Here is a 16,547-nt window from a genome sequence, read left to right as displayed (position 1 = left end):
TCACCGCGCGAGGCGGTCGAGCCATTCGGCGAGCATCGCGTGCTCGGCCGCGGTCAGCACGTCCCCGGGTTCCTTCTCCAGTGCGGCTTTGAGCGCGATCGCGCGGCTGGGGATGTCCGACGTCGTGTCCGCGCTGTCGGTGGTGATGGCCGCGATGACGTGTTCGCGCGCGGCGACGATCAGGTCCGGGTCGCGGTGCTCTGGCGGGCTGGCGAGGTACGAGAGGATCACGCCCATCCCGGTCGCGTGCACCAGCTGGGCGGCCTGTTCGACCGGGACACGCAGCCTGCCTGCCTCGGCGATGCGTCCGACGATCCGGCGGAGGATCGCGTCCGCCTCCCGGCGGGCTTCGCGGACACGGGGCTCGCCGTACATGAGCATGTAGAAGGCGGGCTGCCGCAGCCCGAACTCGACATGCAGGTCCCAGCCTCGCCGCAGGTCGCCCACCGGGTCGTCGGTCTCGCCGAGGGCTTGCTTCCCCTCCAAGTAGCTCTTGAAGCCGTACGTCGCGACGGCGTCGAGCAGGCCGTCCTTGTCGCCGAAGGTCCGGTAGAGCGTCGGTGCCTGCACTCCGGCGGCGGCGCTGACCGCACGCGTTGACAACGCTTCGCGCCCGCCTTCCCGCAGAAGCTCCGCCGCGGCGTGGATCAACCGGTCTCGGGTCGTCATGTATCGACGATAACACCTTGCCGTTAGCGGCGGTTCGATATCGGTGATACTGTGATCTCGTTAGCGGCGGAAACACCTGATGGGAGCAAGTCATGGCACGCGTAGCGATCGTCACCGGCGGGTCGCGGGGCATCGGCAGGGAGTCCGCCGAGCGGCTCGCGTCCGACGGGTTCGCGGTCGTCGTCGTATACGGCGGCAACAAGGACGAGGCGCAGGCCGCGGTCGACGCGATCACGGCCGCCGGAGGTCAGGCGATCGCGGCCCAGGCCGACGTCGCCGACGAGCAGGCCGTCGCGGCCGTGTTCGACACCGCGGAGAAGACCTTCGGCGGGGTCGACGTCGTGGTCCACGCCGCGGGCATCATGTACCTCGCGCCGGTGGCGGAATTGGATCTCGATCGGCTGGACCGGTTGCACCGCACCAACATCCGCGGCACCTTCGTGGTCGATCAGCAGGCCGCGCGCCGTGTGCGCGACGGCGGCGCGATCATCAACTTCTCCACGTCGGTGCTCGGCCTCGCCCTGCCGGGATACGCCGCCTACGCCGCCACGAAGGGCGCGGTCGAGGCCGTCACCCTGGTCCTCGCCCGCGAACTGCGCGGCCGCGACATCACCGTGAACGCGGTCGCCCCCGGCCCGACCGCCACGGCGCTGTTCCTCGACGGCAAGGACGAGGCGACCATCGCGAGCATGGCGGCGCAGCCCCCGCTCGAACGCCTCGGCACCCCGTCCGACATCGCCGAGGTCGTCTCGTTCCTCGCCGGTCCGGCGCGGTGGGTCAACGGGCAGGTCCTTCGCGCCAACGGCGGCATCGTCTGACGCCTCGTGAGTGGTAAGGACGGTTAGAACCGTCCTTACCACTCACGAGGCTCGGTGTCGTCCACCCCGATCCCGCGAAGGTCGTCGGAGGTGAACACAGCGTCCGCCCGCTCGCCGAGCAGGATGCCGAGCACCAGTTCCATCGTGTCGACGTAGGACTCACACAGCCTGTCTCGCAGTTCGTTGCTCCGGCTCATCGACGCGAGCACGGGCCCGTCCTGTCCGGCCCGTTCCAGCACCTTGACGAGCAATCCGCCTTCGAGGAAGCCCGATGCCTTCATTTCCAGATGCTTCCGGGCGGCGCTGGTGAACAGCATGAACAAGACCGAGCCGTCGGTCCTGCCGGAGATGCCGTCCCGGGTCAGCTCGAGACCGAAGAGGGACTCCAGCCCCTTGAGCAGTCGTTCCCGATAAGCCTTGAGGGCGTCGTTGAACTCGCACACGTCGTCGCTGAACCCGTGCGAGTACTCAGGCTGGGCCGCGAGGTACGCGAGAGCGAACGTACGGCGGTCATAGCGCTTGGTCACGAGCGAACGGTACTGAAGAACAGGGCGGGCTCGCCAACGAGATACGAGCCCGCCCGGTCCTTTGTGGACAGAAGATCAGACGACGGTGCCTTCGGACTCGTCGTCCGAGTCGGTCTCCTCGATCTTCCACTTCAGCTGGAACTCGACCTCTTCCTCGCCGTCACCGCGTTCGTGCTCGATCGAGAACTGAGCGCGGGCGGGGACGCGGAACCGTTCCCCGGCGATCTGGATGCGGAACGAGGTCTCGGACTCGAGCGCGTCGGCGAGCCTGCGCAGTTTCGCGACGACGTCGGCGGTGGAGTAGACGCGTTCGACGTCTCGGGGAGCGGTTCCGGTCACGGTTTCCTCCAGAGGTACGACACCCCGGCCGGGTGTCCTGGCTTCATTCAATCGGGTGATCAACGGGCGTCGCGGGCGGGGTCACAGTGACCTGGCCAGGCGGAAGCCGACGTCGTCGACGCGGAAGGTGGGGTGGCTGCGGCGCCGCACGGAGGCCCGGCAGCTCCACTGCTCGTCGAACCAGCCACCGCCCTTCAAGACCCGGTACTCGCCGTACACCTCGGCGTCGTACACGTCCCAGCACCACTCCCAGACGTTGCCGAGCATGTCGTGCAGACCCCACGCGTTGGGCTTCTTCCCGCCGACGTCGTGCACGGACTCCGCCGAGTTCTCGCGGTACCAGGCGATCTCGTCGAGCGGCCCGTAGCGGGGACCGGTCGTGCCGGCCCGGCAGGCGTGTTCCCATTCCGCTTCGGTGGGCAGCCGGTAGCCGTTCGCGGACCGGTCCCAGGCCGGGGAAGCCGGCTCGTAGACGGGAGTCAGGCCCTCGCGTTCGGACAGCGTGTTGCAGAACAGAAGGGCGTCCTGCCAGGAGACATCGACGAGCGGCAGCCTGCCGGTCTCCCGGGTGACCGGAACCGGGGCGAGCCGGAAGGACGCGACATCGACGGTCCAGCTCCGCCGCGTCCGGCGGTCCGCCAGCGTCGCCCGGCCCGCCGGGACGGTGATCATCTCCATGGTCCGGCCGATGTTACCCACCCTCGCCGCAGCACGAGCGGAAGCGCGGCAACGGCGACCGCCGCGCTGATCCAGACGGCGTCCCGGTAGTCACCGGTCGCCTCCGTGACGAACCCGGCGAGCACCGGGCCCAGGAACGCGCCGACGTTGAACGCGACCGTCGCGAACGAACCGCCCAGGGCCGGGGCTCCGGGGGCCACGCGCATGACCCGCGCGATGAGGGCGGAACCGCAGCCGAACGACAGTCCACCTTGGACGGTCGCCAGGACGAACAACGCGATCGGCTGCGTGCCGGTCGCGGCCAGCGCCGCCCAGCCGACCGGCAGGGCGCACAATCCGAGGATCAGACCGCGTCGGAGCTCGCCGTTCCCCTTGCGCCCCGCCACCGTGACACCGAGGAACGCGCCGACACCGAACGCCGCCAGCAGACCGGAAACCGCTCCGGCGGGAAGGTGGGCGACGTCCGTCGCGATGACGGCGAGAAAGGCGAACGTCGTGAAGGTCGCGCCGTTGACCAACGCGCCGAGCAGCATCGCGTGTCGCACGGGCGGTGATTTCAGTTCGCGTAGTTCCCGCCTGATCGAGACTTCGGGCGGACTCGCCGCGTCGGCCGGTGCCGAACGGAACACCAGTACCAGCGCGGGAAGGCAGAGCGCGGCGACCGCCCAGAACGCGGACCGCCAGCCCGCGAGATCACCCAGCACGGCGCCCGCGGGCACCCCGGCGACACACGACAACGTGATACCCGCCAACAGGATCGCGGTCGCCCGCGCTTGTTTGCCTTCTGGTGCGAGAGCGGCCGCGACCGGCATCGCCACGGCGAGGAATCCGGCGTTGACCACCGCCGCGACGATCCGCGTGCCGAACAGCAGCGGGAAGCTCGTCGTGACGGCGCCAACGACATGCACGACGACGAAGGCGGCCAGGAACCCGGCCAACGCTCGGCGCCGGGGCCAGCGCGCGCTGAGCACGGCCATCGCGGGAGCGCCGACGATCATTCCGACGGCGTAGGCGGACGTCAGCGCGGCGGCCGCGCCCACCGGGACGGACAGCTCACCGGCGATCCCCGGCACGAGACCGGAGGCCATGAATTCCGAGGTGCCTTGCGCGAAAACGGCAAGGCCGAGGACATAGACGAACAGGGGCAACGGACGACTCCCAAGAGAAACGTGAACAGGAGGAGCCGTGCGCTGGACAGGAGGGAACCCGGCCGGGCGCACGGAACAGCGCTCCGGTCACCGGGAGGCGAGCGGGCCTAACGGCAGGACACGACGACTCGCCGCCGGATGACCGGCGGCGGGGTTCTGTCCGACTCGGGGCTCGTCACGAGAGCGCACACTACACAGACTCCGCGCGACCGGTCCAACGGGTATCGCCGCTCACCGGAGAAAACGGTGCCCGTTCCGCGCACCGGAACGCTTTCGTTGCCCGCTCGAATGAATCCGAGTAATGCGCTCTGACCTGCGGTTTTCGTGATTGTTTCGGTACTGGGAACCGAACTTGGATTCGGTTAACCTCGACTTCATGATTCCCACGGTCGTCTGGGGTACCGGAAACATCGGCCGTGCCTCCATCCGGGCCGTCGACGCGCATCCGGCGCTGGAACTCACCGGAGTGGTCGTGCACGATCCCGCGAAGGTGGGCCGCGACGCGGCCGCGCTCGCGGGGATCGACGGCGAACTGGGCGTGGCGGCGACCGATGACGTCGAAGCGGTTTTCGCGGCGGGTCCGCGGGCGGTGGTGTACGCGGCGTCCGGTGACATCCGGCCCGCCGAAGCGCTGGCCGACATCGTCCGCGCGGTCCGGGCCGGGGCGGTGGTGGTGACACCCGCGCTCTACGCGCTGTACGACCAGCGCAACGCGCCGGACGAACTGCGTGAGCCGGTGCTCGCGGCGATCGCGGAGGGCGGCGGTTCGCTGTTCGTCTCCGGCGTGGATCCCGGCTGGGGCAACGACATCCTGCCGTTGCTGATCAGCGGGCTCGGCACCACCGTGGACGCGGTCCGCTGCCAGGAGATCTTCGACTACTCCACCTACGACCAGCCGGATTCCGTCCGCTATCTGGTCGGGATGGGGCAGCCGATGGACTATCAGCCGCCGATGCTGGCCCCGTCGGTACCCACGATGGTGTGGGGCGGGCAGGTGCGGCTCATCGCCCGCGGTCTCGGTGTCGAACTGGACGAGATCCGGGAGACGCTCGACCGCCGCCCGCTCGAGGAAACCGTGACCACACGGGCGATGGGCGAGTTCGAAGCGGGGACACAGGGCGCCGTCCGCTTCGAAGTGCAGGGGATCGTGGACGGCGAACCCCGCATCGTCATCGAGCACGTCACCCGGATCCATGCCTCGTGCGCGCCGGACTGGCCGATGCCGCCCAGCGGCGACGGGGCGCACAAGGTGATCATCGAAGGCCGTCCCAGGATCGAGGTCTCGGTCGAGGCCACCGACGAGGGCGAGAACCGGTCCGCCGGCGGCAACGCGACCGCGGTCGGCAGGCTGGTCGGCGCCATCGACTGGCTCGTGGACGCGAAACCGGGCCTCTACGACGCACTCGACGTCCCGTTGCGACCGGCCACCGGCAAGCTCGGAAGGAGCGCGCGATGAACATCGACATTCCCGAGGGCAAGGACCCGATCGGCTACGTCTGGGGCGAGATGGTGCCCGGGATCGGTGTCGCGGCCTCGAATCTCTCGCTCGCGGTGTACTCGCACACCACGCTGGGGCTGCGCGAGTTCGAGGCGGCCAGGCTGCGGATCGCGCAGATCAACGGCTGCGTCTTCTGCCTGGACTGGCGGACCGAACGCGACGGGGTGAAGGTCGAGGAGGAGTTCGCCGACGCGGTGACCGAGTGGCGCACCACGGACGCGTTCGACGAGCGGACCAGGCTGGCGGCCGAGTACGCGGAACGCTACGCGCTCGACCACCACGGTATCGACGACGAATTCTGGAAGCGGATGGCCGAACACTACAGCCAGAAGGAGATCGTCGAATTGAGCATGAGCATCGGTTCCTGGCTCGCCTTCGGGCGGCTGAACCACGTTTTGGGCATCGACACCGTCTGCGTTCTTCCGAAGCTGTGAGAAAAGGCCGGGGTGGCGGCCCCGGCCTTTCTTCGATCGTCGTCACAGATCGGTGGCGACGATCTTTTCGATGTTCCGTTCCGCGAGCGCGGTAATGGTGACGAACGGGTTCACCGACGTATTGCCCGGAATCAACGCGCCGTCGATCACGTAAAGGCCCGGATATCCGTGGAGCCTGCCGTAATTGTCGGTCGCCTTGCCGAGCACCGCGCCGCCGAGCGGGTGGTAGGTGAGATGGTCGCCCCAGATCTTGTACGTGCCGAAGAGGTCGGTCCGGTAGATGGTGCCTTCCTTGGCGTTGATCTTGTCGAAGATCGTCTTCGCCATCTCGATCGACGGCTGTTTCCAGGCGGTCTGCCAGTTCAGGTCGACCTTGTTCGCGCTCGGGTTCCAGGAGAACGTCGCGCGGTGGGGGTTCTTGGTGATCGACAGGTAGAACGAGGCGTAGGTCTCGATACCGGTCGGCAGTGGCGCGGCCTCCGCGAACGCGCCGCCGGCCGCCCAGTTGTCGATCCCCGCGGTGGGGATGGACGACTGCAGTGCCCCGGTGGCGTCCCACATGTGGTTGGCCCGGCCGCACATGACGTTCCCGTTGTCGCCCCAGCCTTTTCCGACTTCGCCGCTAAGGTTGGGCAGCGCGCCGGTGGCCTTGAGCTTGACCAGTAGCTTGCTCGTGCCGACGCTTCCGGCCGCGAAGAACACCTTGTCGGCGGTGACCGACTTGGTCGCCGTCACCGTGCCGCCGGTGTCGAGCTGCTCCATCGTCACGGTGTAGCCGCCGCCGGACGCGGGCGTGACCGACGTGACGCGGTGCAGCGCCGAGATCGTCACCCGCCCTGTCGCCTTGATCCGCGGGAGATAGGTCTGCTGCAACGACTTCTTGCCCGCGTTGTTGCCGTAGAGGATCTCTCCGGCCAGCGCGGACCTCGGCACCGTGCCAGCCTGTTCCTTCTTCATGTAGTCCCAGTCGTACACGTCCGGGACGAACAGGAACGGGAAACCGGACCGCTGCGCGTGTTTCCGGCCGACCCGCGCGTACTGGTAGCACTCGGCGGTCTCGAACCAGTCCGGGTCGATGGTGGCGACGCCGAGACCCGCGTTGGCGCGCGGATAGTAGACGCCGTACATCTCGTCCGCGTCGACCGTGGGCAGGACCGAAGCGAAGTTCTCGCGTTTCGGCGTGACGGCCATGCCGCCGTTCACCAGTGAGCCGCCGCCGACGCCGCGGCCCTGGTAGACGGTGATGCCACCGAACTCTTCGGCGTCGAGGATCCCGGTGTGGCGAGGGACGTCCTTGTCCAGCGGGAAGCCGAGGAAGTTGCTCAACGGCTGCTTGGTCCTCGTTCGCAGCCAGAAGGAACGATAGTCGGGCTTGGTGGTGTTGGCGAAGATCTTGCCGTCCGTGCCCGGGGTGTCCCATGCCATGCCGAGCTCGACGAGATGGACGTCGACGCCGGCTTCGGCGAGCCGGAGCGCGGCGACACAGCCGCCGTATCCGGAACCGACGACGAGCGCCGGGATTCGGGCGGCGTCGGCGATCGAACTTTTCGCGGAAGCGGTCCCGCCGAGGGCGGCCGCCCCCAAGATAGAACCAGTTCCAGTGATAAAGAGGCGACGGGATAACTGTCCGGAAGCGCTTCTCCACATGGTTTCGTCGCTCACGTGATCTTCCTCACCGTTGAGGGATTTAGAACAAGTTATACCTGCGTCTATACCGAGTGGCAATAAAGACGGCCGATAGGCCACTATGTACTGCTGTGGAGTCCACTCGAGTTGATCGCTGGCTGTGGGCCGTCCGGCTGACCAAAACGCGTCCGGACGCCGCAGCGGCGTGCCGTGGCGGCCATGTCCGCGTGAACGGCAAACCGGCCAAACCCGCGACCACCGTCGTGGCGGGTGACGAGGTCCGTGCGCGGGTGCACGACACGACGCGGATCTTGGAAGTGACGCGGGTGATCCAGAAGCGGGTCGGTGCCGCCGACGCGGCGACCTGTTTCATCGACCGGACTCCCGCACCGCCACCCGAGGCCGCCGTGCCGGTCGCGCGGCGGGAGCGCGGCGCGGGGCGCCCGACCAAACGGGAACGCCGCGTGCTCGACCGGTTCCGCTCAGGTGAGCGCTGACCCGTTGGCGCACAAGGTGTCACCGAGCGCCGAGCGCGCGTAGAAGACCTCCCGGCCGGTGCGATGCCGGGTGATCAGCCCATTGTCGTGCAAGACCTTCAGATGCTGGCTTACCGCGCCGGGCGCCATCGACAGCCGTCGGCCCAGCGCGGTCGTCGTCACGCTCTCGGACAGGGCCACGAGGACGCGGGCCCGGGTCCGGCCGATCAAAGCGTCGAGGGCGCCGGTGGTCGGGACGACGTCGCGCGCCCACACGGTGGCGACACCGGGCGCGGGGTAGACGAGATTCGGCTGATACGGCTCGGCCATCACCGCGGTGTCGGGCCAGTGGAAGACGCTGGGGATCAGGATCAGGCCGTCCCCGCCGAGCGGCCCGCGGCGCTGCCACGCGCGGGTGCGCACTTTCAGCCGTCCGTCGTCCCAGGAGATGTTCGGATGCAGATCGTTGAACAGCGCACCGGCCCCGTCGCGGGCCAGCTGGCGTGAGCGGCGGAGGATCTCCGCTTCGAACAGGCCGCGGATCTGCGGCCAGAACCTGGCCAGCGCCGTGTCCCAGTAGAGCCGGAGCTCCTCCGCCGCCCGCGCGACCCCGGCGGCGGGGTCGGCGAGGAACCGCTGCACGACGTCGGTCGCCGCGGCGGGGACCCGGGATGCCTCCGCGACGGCTTCGCCGAGATCGGCGCGGGTGATCCGGTCGAGTTCGGCGTCGATGTCGGGGACCGGGCTCGCCGGTGGCGGGGTCAGGAAATCCGCGAAGTAGGCACCGAGCGGGACCAGCGCGAAGAGCAGGCGCAGGTCGAGTTCACGCAGGAGCGGCCGGACGGCGCGGATCCAGGGCAGGTGTACGGCGTGCCGTCCGGGGTCCTGGAGCAGCCGCAGGCTCGCGATCGCTTCGGAAGCGGGGGAGAACGCGAAGCGCAGCCGGGCGAGGTCGCTGGAGGTGAAGTCGAACTCCGCCCACGAGGATTCAGGCACAACTGAAACGTTTATCGGCTCCGGAACCTCCGGTCAACGATGGACCGCATGATCACCCTCACCTCTCCGGCGGCCGGGCCGCTGTCGCTTCCGCGTCCGTTCTGGATGCTGTGGCTGGGTGTCCTCGTCAACCGTGCCGGTGCGATGGTGCAGCCGTTCCTGTCCGTCTACCTGACCCGCGTACAGGGCTTCGAGATCGGCGAGACCGGCGCCGTGATGGCCGTGTTCGGGGTCGGCTCGGTGCTCTCGCACATGGTGGCGGGCCGGCTCGCCGATCGCTTCGGCCGCCGGGTGACCCTGACCGGCGGCATGCTCGCGACCTCGGCGTCGATGGTCCTGATGGGTGCGGCGACCGGGTTCGCGCTCGTGGCCGTGACGGCGTTCCTGCTCGGGCTGACCATCGAGTCCTACCGTCCCGCGTCGCAGGCCATGGTGGCCGACCTCGTCCCGCCCTCGGTCCGGCCGCGGGCGTACGGCCTGCTCTTCTGGGGCGTGAACCTCGGTTACGCCGTCGCGATGGTGGCGGGCGGCTGGTTCGCCGACCGCGGCCCCACGGCGATGTTCGGCGTCAACGCCGCCGTCGCCGTCGCCTTCGCGGTGCTCGTGTGGCGGGCGGTGCCGGAATCCAGGCCCGCGGCGGCGGCGAGCGGTGCCTGGCGACTGGTGCTCCGTGACCCGCCGATGCTCGCCTTCTGCGTCGTGACGACGGCCTACGGCGCCATGTACGCCCAGGCGTTCACGACCCTGCCGCTCGCCATGGCCGGGCAGGGGATCACCGGTGTCCACTTCGGACTGGTCATGGCGCTCAACGGCGTTCTGATCGTCGCCGTGCAGCCCTTGGTCGGGGAACGGCTCTCGCGCCTCGATCCCAACCGGGTCCTGGCGGCCGGGACGGCCGTCGTGGCCACGGGGTTCGCGCTGACCGCGTTCGTGCACGACGCGAAAGGGCTCGCGGCCACGGTGGTGATCTGGACGGCGGGGGAGATCGCGGTCGCGGGCTCGATCCCGACCATCGTGTCCCTCCTGTCCCCGCCCGCGTTGCAGGGCACGTACGCCGGACTTTCCGGAATGAGCTGGTCGGTGGGCGCGGTTCTCGCCCCGGTGCTCGGCTCCTTCCTGCTGCCCTTCGGACCTGGCGCGCTCTGGGGCGGCGTCGGCCTGGTGGGCTTGGCCGCGGCGTTCGGCGCCACGGCCTTGGGCGGCCCGGTGCGGCGCCGGGCCTCCTTCCTCTGATTCGCGGAAAACAACGAGAAAGGCAATGAGCATGACCTACGAAGTCGGCTACGTGGTCGGCAGCCTGTCGCAAGGCTCGATCAACCGGCGGCTGGCGGGAGCGCTCGTCGGGCTGGCGCCACAGGCGATGCGGTTCACCGAGATCCCGATCCGCGACCTCCCGTTGTACGATCACGACCTCGACCCGGATTTCCCGCCGGCCGCCCGGGAATTGAAGCGGGCGATCGAGGGATCGGACGCGCTCTTGTTCGTCACGCCGGAGTACAACCGCTCGATCCCGGGGGCCCTCAAGAACGCGATCGACTGGGCGACCCGGCCGTGGGGGTCGAACTCCCTCGACGGGAAGCCGGCCGCCGTGATCGGCGCGTCGCCGGGTCTCATCTCCACGGCCGTGGCCCAGCAGCATCTGAAGAGCATCCTGTCCTTCACCAACTCCCCGGTGCTGGGCCAGCCCGAGGCCTACATCAGGTACACCGACGGGCTGATCACGGACAACGGCAAGGTGACGGACGAGGGGACCGAGGCGTTCCTCCGTCGCTATCTCGAGGCCTTCCACAACCTTGTCTCGACGTTCAACCGTTCACATACGTGGACATGATTCACATCCGTTGACGGACGCCAGGGACGTGAACTATAAAGACGGGGTCCGGGTGTACACGCCGCAACACCTTCCGTCAGTCCGTCACGGAGGTTTCGGGTGTCCCGAAAAAGTCCTCTTCGTCGTGCCGTCCTACCGGCGGTCGCCGCCGTGGTCGCCACCGCCGCGTTCCTGCAGGTACCGCCCCCAGCGGCGGACGCCGCGCCGGGGCCAGGCGCGCTGACCGGTCTCGACCTCGGCGCGGCCAATCGCCGCGCGCCGGTCGCCGGCCTCTACGACTGGTCCAAAGCCGGGTATCGCGGTGGTGCCGCGCTACCCGGCTCCGGTGAAGTGAATCCGAGCGCCACCTGCCAGGTCACCGCGGCCGAACTGGCGAGCCAGTACAACGTCAAGCCCGACGACGGCGCCGACGACACGAACGGGATCCAGGCGGCGATCGACGGGATCAAGAGCGCGTGCTCGCCGTCCGGGAGCTACACGAAGCTGAGCACGATCACCTTCCCGGCCGGCCGGTTCGACGTCACGCACGAGATCCACGTCGACGCCGACTATCTGATCCTGCGCGGCGCGGGCAAGGACGCCACGAAGTTCGTCTACAAGCCGGACGCGAACACCCTTTACGACACGCTCACCCCGGACGGTTCCGACTGGGACGAGGACGGGATGACCTCGGGCGCGGGCAAGGGCGGCTGGCTGTGGCCAGGACGCGGATTGTTCCGGGTCCAGTCCAGGGGAGTGCACACCTCCTATGCGAGCGACCACGCCGCGGCACCCGCCAACCGCAAGGACATCTTCGAAGGCACGGTCAACGTCCACTGGAAGGCCGGGGTGAAACTGCGGGGCAAGCCGGGTGACACCGCGTTCGCCGCGCGAATGGGGGACAAGGTCGTCCATCTGGCGAGCAGCGGTGCGCTGACCCCGCTCGCCGCCGGGAACCTGGTCAACATCCGGGCGGCCAACTCGCGGAAGTTCTACGAGCAGCAGCAGGCGACGCCGACCACGTTCCCGTTGCTGAACATGCACATGCGCCAGCAGATCTTCACGATCGCGGCGCTCGACACCACGGCGCGCACGATCACCCTCGACAAACCGCTCGAATACGACGTGCCGGTGAACTCCACTTCGGACGGTTCGGCACCGATCGACGGCGCCACCTACGACTCCAAGGCGGCACCGCTGGTCGACCCGGTGCTCGGCGTCGGGTTCGAGAACCTCGGCTTCACCCAGGACATGCCGGGCCTGAACCCCGCCGAGGCGAACAACAACTACGGGAACATGGCGCCCGCCGCGGAAATGCACGGGATCGTGTTCAAGTGGGCGGCGAACTCCTGGGTCCGCGGGATCCGCGCGGATATGACCGGCTCGCATCCGATCGTCACCGAGGAGGCGAAGAACCTCCAGATCGTCGACAACGAGCTCAACGGATCGTGGAACAAGGGCAAGGGCGGCAACGGCTACTTCCGCGGCTCCCGGGTCTGGGATTCGCTCTACGCGGGCAACACCTCGACCCTGTTGCGGCACTTCACCTTCCAGTGGTCCGCCGCGGGCAACGTGGTGATCGGCAACTCGTTCGACTCCGACCTGAACCTCCACGGCGGCTGGGAACGCAACAACCTCTTCGAGCTCAACACGGTCAAGGTCCCGTACGCGCACCGTTCCGGGAACTGCCGCGCCAACTGCGGCGAGGAGGGCGGCGGCGGCCCCGACGACTCGAACTGGTTCCCGATCTGGTGGGGCGCGGGGAAGAAAGCCGTCAAGTGGTCGGGTGCCTCCGGCTACCGAAACGTGTTCTTCAACAACGCCATGACCAAACAACTCGCGGACAACGGCCCGTATAACGACTTCTACGCCGACCGGCACCGCGTTTACTCCTTCGGCTGGGACGGCACCGCGTACAAGCACCTCGACATCGGCGGCACGCCGATCGCCGACTGGGCGAAGAACGAGCAGCGGGACTACACCGGCGGGCACGGGGTGGACGCCACCAAGACCGACGCCGCGTCGTCGCTGTTCCTGAAGTCCGTCGACGGGACGCCGCCGTCTTCTTCGACGAGCCAGACCCCGACCACGACCACATCCACCACGACGACGCAGAACCCCAGTGCCTGCCTGAACGCGACCTTCACCCGGAAGTCGGTGTGGGACGGCGGCTACGGCGGCGGCTTCACGATCAGCAACACGTGTTCGGCGTCCGTGGGTTCGTGGGCGGTCGAGTTCGACCTGCCCGCCGGGACGACGATCACCAGTTCCTGGAGTTCGGTGCTGACCAAGAGCGGGCAGCACTACCGGTTCGGGAACGCCACCTACAACGGGAGCGTCCAACCCGGCGGCACGGCGACGTTCGGCTTCAACGCCGCCGGTCAGGGACTGCCGCTCGCCTGCTCGATCGCCGGAACGAAATGCGGAGGCACGGAATGACGAGGAAACGACTGCTCGCCGCGATCGCGGCCACGGCGTCGGCGGCGGGCCTGTTCGGGGCGGTCGTCACGGCCGAAGCCGCCGCGCCCAGCCTGACCGCGACGTTCGCCCAAAGCTCGGTCTGGGACAGCGGATACGGCGGTAAGTACACGCTGACCAACGCGGGGGACGCGAACAGTACACAGTGGACGATCGAGTTCGATCTTCCCGAGGGCACCTCGATCACCACGTCGTGGAGCTCGGTGCTCACCAAGACCGGGCAGCACTACAAGGTCACCAACGCCGCCTTCAACGGTACGGTCAAACCCGGCGGCACGGTGTCCTTCGGTTTCAACACCAAGGGACTGGGCCTGCCGACCGGGTGCACCGTCAATGGCGGCCCGTGCGGGGGAGGAGCGCCGACCACGACCACCACCCCGTCGTCGCCGACCACGAGCACCCCGCCGACGACCACCACCAGCGTGCCACCCGGGGACGTCGTCGACGTGGGCACCGCGGCGGAACTGCGGGCCGCGTTGGCCGCGGCGAGCCCTGGCCAGACCATCCGGCTGGCCGCGGGCACCTACCGGGGTTCGTTCGTCGCGACGAAACCGGGCACGGCTGCGGCGCCGATCACGGTGACCGGACCGTCGACGGCGGTCCTGATCAACGACGGCCCGTCCGGTGAAGCACCTTCCTGCCCGGCTCCGACGGCGGGCTGGGATTCCGGGTACGGGTTCTGGCTCTACGGCGCGCCGTACTGGCACCTCAAGGGCTTCACCGTGCAGGAGGCCAAGAAGGGGATCGTCGCCGACAACTCGCACCACACCGTGATCGAAGGGGTGCGGGTGCACCGGATCGACGAGGAAGCCGTGCATTTCCGCCGTTCCTCGGCCGACAGCGTCATCCGTGATTCGACGATCAGCCACACCGGGCTCGTGCAGGCCGGTTACGGCGAGGGCGTCTACCTCGGCTCGGCGAACTCGAACTGGGCCTGCCACGGGAACTCCGGCGGGGTGGACCGAAGCGACCGGATCCAGGTGCTGAACAACCACATCGGACCGTACGTTGCCGCGGAGGGCATCGACGTCAAGGAGGGCACCGAGGGCGGCGTGATCCGGGGCAACACCTTCGACGGTCAAGGGGTTTCCGGGCAGAACTCGGCCGATTCCTGGGTCGACGTCAAGGGATTCGGATACGTCATCGAGGGGAACACCGGCACCTTCGCCTCGCCGGGAACCTTCGCGAACGGCTACGAGACGCACAATCCCGGTACCACCCCGTCGTTCCCGAACGGCTGCGGGAACGTGTGGCGGGACAACAAGTCCGATCTCGGCGGCGTCGGCCAGTACGCCATCAAGATCACGTCGACGTCGAAGTGCTCGGAGCGGCCGAACGTCGTCTATGCGTCCAACACCGTGTCGAGGGCGGTGAACGGGCTGACCAACGTCCCCGTCACGCCCTGACGGACGCCGGTGACGGGAGCGGGGCGGCTCCCGTCACCGGCGGGTCAGCGCCGGACCGCGGTGATCGCGACGGTGGCGTAGCGCGTGGTGAACCGGCCGCCCATCCTGTCGATCGCCGCCCCGACTTCAGCGAGGATCTCTTGTCGCACTGTGGATTCGACCCAGGTCAGCGAGCCGAACGTCGGAAGCTGATCCAGCCACTCGTCACGGGTGTAGACGCGGTCCCAGTCGTGACGGCTTCGTTCCGGCTCGCCGAACGCGCCCGCTTCGCGCAGGCCGTCGGCGACCTTCACGATGAGTGGCCCGTACGGGTCCGAGGACTGTTTCGGCACGCTCTTGAGGTCGATCGGGGCGTCCGGCACGAGCCGCCCGTACGCGTCCGCCAGGGCGTCCGCGACCTCTTCCGGCGGTTCGGGTACGTGCCAGAACGCGGCGAAGAGCCCGGCGGGCCGTAAGACCTCGGCGGCCTTGACTGCGCCCGCCACCGGGTCGACCCAATGCCAGGCCTGCCCGGAGACGAGCAGATCGAACCGGCGTCCGGCGGGCTCCCAATCCTCGAACTTCGCGACTTCGACGTCGATCCCGCTCCGGCGGGCGAACTCGGCCATCCTCTGGTCCGGCTCGACGCCCAGCACGTGGCAACCCGAGGCTTGGAACTGGCGCGCTTCGATGCCGGTGCCGGCACCGACGTCGAGGGTCTCGCGGCCGGGAGCGGCGGCGATGAGCTGGCCGACGAGTTCCGGGGGATAGGCGGGGCGGGTCCGGTCGTAGCGTTCGACGTCCACGCCGAAGGATTCCGCGGCCTGTCGATAGCGATGAGGCTCTTGCCCCGAGGGTAGAGTGGGCATGCGCCCACCTTAAGTGGGCACTTGCCCACTCGTCAACGCAAGGGAGCCGGATGCCGACCGGGGTAGCTTTGCGCGCCGTCCGCGCGCAGTTGTTCGACGCCGCCGAACGGGTCTTGCTACGAGACGGGCCGAGCGGGCTCACCAGCCGCGCGGTGACCACGGAGGCGGACTGCGCGAAAGGCGTGCTGCACCGGCATTTCGACGACTTCGACGGCTTCCTCGCGGAGTTCGTGCTGGACCGGATCGAGAAGCTCGACGAGAAGGGGCTGCGGGAGTCCGTCGGCACCGGGACGGTCGTGGAAAACCTCACCTCGGCGCTCACGACGGTCTTCGAGTCGGTCGCGGTCGCGATCGTCCCGCTCGTGATCTTCCGCGACGAGCTTCGTGCCCGGTTGCGCCGCGAATGGCCCGCCGGGATTCCGGTGCTGACCCAGGCCGCCGTCATGATCGGCGGTTACCTCAAGGAGGAACGGGATCAGGGCCGGATCGCCGAGGACGCCGACGTCGAGACCCTGGCCGCCACGCTCATCGGTGCTACGCACCTGCTTTACGCCGACCGCACCGCCCCCGCCCCGGAGACCGCGCAGGTGCGAAAGGTGGTCGAAACGGTGATCGGGACCTGACGGGAGGCGTAACTCGCGTGATCAGACGCCGAACTCGCGTGATTGAAGGCGGATCTCGCGTGATTGGAGGGCGAACACCGTGTTCGGTCCCCAATCACGCGAGATCCGTCTCTGATCACGCGAGTTCGGCGTCTGAGCACAAGAGAAATGGCGGCGAGTCCTCAGTGGACTCG

The 16,547-nt window shown here is 68.5% G+C and carries 17 protein-coding genes; 9 read left to right on the top strand and 8 right to left on the bottom strand.

All coding sequences use genetic code 11. From position 1 onward, the window contains the following. Positions 1-669: a TetR/AcrR family transcriptional regulator gene (locus tag ACFWIW_RS07200; RefSeq protein ID WP_378367595.1), complete on the bottom strand. Its 669-nt coding sequence runs from the start codon at positions 667-669 to the stop codon at positions 1-3. Between the two features lie 92 nt (positions 670-761). Here ACFWIW_RS07200 and ACFWIW_RS07195 point away from each other — a divergent pair, with 92 nt between their 5' ends. Continuing rightward, entirely contained in the window at positions 762-1,487 is a 726-nt protein-coding gene (locus ACFWIW_RS07195) for an SDR family oxidoreductase (RefSeq protein ID WP_240598367.1), read from the top strand. Between the two features lie 35 nt (positions 1,488-1,522). Here the strand turns inward: ACFWIW_RS07195 and ACFWIW_RS07190 are convergent, their stop codons facing one another. The 4 genes from ACFWIW_RS07190 to ACFWIW_RS07175 form a co-directional block, all read right to left on the bottom strand. Further along, the gene (locus ACFWIW_RS07190) at positions 1,523-2,014 is read right to left on the bottom strand and encodes a hypothetical protein (protein WP_378367594.1); all 492 of its coding nucleotides are present in this window, start codon (positions 2,012-2,014) and stop codon (positions 1,523-1,525) included. 75 nt (positions 2,015-2,089) lie between these two features. Then, a complete protein-coding gene (locus ACFWIW_RS07185) occupies positions 2,090-2,353 on the bottom strand; it encodes an amphi-Trp domain-containing protein (RefSeq protein ID WP_007029555.1) in 264 nt (87 codons plus the stop codon). 81 nt (positions 2,354-2,434) lie between these two features. Next, positions 2,435-3,031 carry a formylglycine-generating enzyme family protein gene (locus ACFWIW_RS07180; protein WP_378367593.1) on the bottom strand — a complete coding sequence of 199 codons (597 nt, stop codon included), beginning with the start codon at positions 3,029-3,031 and terminating at the stop codon, positions 2,435-2,437. Then, a complete protein-coding gene (locus ACFWIW_RS07175) occupies positions 3,022-4,179 on the bottom strand; it encodes a Cmx/CmrA family chloramphenicol efflux MFS transporter (RefSeq protein ID WP_378367592.1) in 1,158 nt (385 codons plus the stop codon). The genes ACFWIW_RS07180 and ACFWIW_RS07175 overlap by 10 nt, the downstream gene beginning before the upstream one ends. 376 nt (positions 4,180-4,555) lie before the next feature. Between ACFWIW_RS07175 and ACFWIW_RS07170 the strand changes: the two genes are divergently transcribed. Together ACFWIW_RS07170 and ACFWIW_RS07165 are read left to right on the top strand one after the other, a co-directional pair. Then, positions 4,556-5,635 carry a dihydrodipicolinate reductase gene (locus ACFWIW_RS07170; RefSeq protein WP_378367591.1) on the top strand — a complete coding sequence of 360 codons (1,080 nt, stop codon included), beginning with the start codon at positions 4,556-4,558 and terminating at the stop codon, positions 5,633-5,635. After that, the gene (locus tag ACFWIW_RS07165) at positions 5,632-6,111 is read left to right on the top strand and encodes a carboxymuconolactone decarboxylase family protein (protein WP_240598371.1); all 480 of its coding nucleotides are present in this window, start codon (positions 5,632-5,634) and stop codon (positions 6,109-6,111) included. The genes ACFWIW_RS07170 and ACFWIW_RS07165 overlap by 4 nt, the downstream gene beginning before the upstream one ends. A 42-nt stretch (positions 6,112-6,153) precedes the next feature. Here the strand turns inward: ACFWIW_RS07165 and ACFWIW_RS07160 are convergent, their stop codons facing one another. Further along, on the bottom strand, positions 6,154-7,695 hold the full coding sequence (locus ACFWIW_RS07160) for a GMC oxidoreductase (RefSeq protein WP_378367590.1): 1,542 nt from the start codon (positions 7,693-7,695) through the stop codon (positions 6,154-6,156). Between the two features lie 173 nt (positions 7,696-7,868). Here ACFWIW_RS07160 and ACFWIW_RS07155 point away from each other — a divergent pair, with 173 nt between their 5' ends. Then, positions 7,869-8,234, top strand: a complete 366-nt coding sequence (locus ACFWIW_RS07155) for an RNA-binding S4 domain-containing protein (protein ID WP_007029562.1) — start codon at positions 7,869-7,871, stop codon at positions 8,232-8,234. Here the strand turns inward: ACFWIW_RS07155 and ACFWIW_RS07150 are convergent. Beyond that, complete coding sequence (locus ACFWIW_RS07150; RefSeq protein ID WP_378367589.1) at positions 8,220-9,209, bottom strand: DUF5937 family protein; 990 nt, start codon at positions 9,207-9,209, stop codon at positions 8,220-8,222. The genes ACFWIW_RS07155 and ACFWIW_RS07150 overlap by 15 nt on opposite strands. 48 nt (positions 9,210-9,257) lie before the next feature. On the opposite strand from ACFWIW_RS07150, the gene ACFWIW_RS07145 reads away from it, so the two are divergent. The 4 genes from ACFWIW_RS07145 to ACFWIW_RS07130 all read left to right on the top strand — a co-directional run bounded on the left by ACFWIW_RS07145 (position 9,258) and on the right by ACFWIW_RS07130 (position 14,903). Continuing rightward, entirely contained in the window at positions 9,258-10,442 is a 1,185-nt protein-coding gene (locus tag ACFWIW_RS07145) for an MFS transporter (protein ID WP_378367588.1), read from the top strand. A 25-nt stretch (positions 10,443-10,467) separates the two neighbouring features. After that, positions 10,468-11,040: an NADPH-dependent FMN reductase gene (locus ACFWIW_RS07140; RefSeq protein WP_378367587.1), complete on the top strand. Its 573-nt coding sequence runs from the start codon at positions 10,468-10,470 to the stop codon at positions 11,038-11,040. Positions 11,041-11,139: 99 nt separating this feature from the next. Continuing rightward, positions 11,140-13,458, top strand: coding sequence for a cellulose binding domain-containing protein (locus ACFWIW_RS07135; protein ID WP_378367586.1), 2,319 nt, complete (start codon positions 11,140-11,142; stop codon positions 13,456-13,458). Then, the gene (locus ACFWIW_RS07130) at positions 13,455-14,903 is read left to right on the top strand and encodes a cellulose binding domain-containing protein (protein WP_378367585.1); all 1,449 of its coding nucleotides are present in this window, start codon (positions 13,455-13,457) and stop codon (positions 14,901-14,903) included. Before ACFWIW_RS07135 ends, ACFWIW_RS07130 begins: the two co-directional genes overlap by 4 nt. Before the next feature lie 44 nt (positions 14,904-14,947). Here ACFWIW_RS07130 and ACFWIW_RS07125 read toward each other — a convergent pair whose 3' ends face one another. Continuing rightward, entirely contained in the window at positions 14,948-15,688 is a 741-nt protein-coding gene (locus ACFWIW_RS07125) for a class I SAM-dependent methyltransferase (protein ID WP_378367784.1), read from the bottom strand. Positions 15,689-15,801: 113 nt separating this feature from the next. Here ACFWIW_RS07125 and ACFWIW_RS07120 point away from each other — a divergent pair, with 113 nt between their 5' ends. Continuing rightward, positions 15,802-16,374, top strand: coding sequence for a TetR/AcrR family transcriptional regulator (locus ACFWIW_RS07120; protein ID WP_378367584.1), 573 nt, complete (start codon positions 15,802-15,804; stop codon positions 16,372-16,374). The last annotated feature ends 173 nt before the right edge of the window (positions 16,375-16,547 follow it).

The sequence above is a fragment of the Amycolatopsis sp. NPDC058340 genome (genome assembly GCF_042723975.1).
Classification (GTDB): Bacteria; Actinomycetota; Actinomycetes; order Mycobacteriales; family Pseudonocardiaceae; genus Amycolatopsis.
The sequence above is the reverse complement of the archived record's forward strand: the minus strand, read 5'-3'. Positions and strand labels throughout refer to the sequence as shown.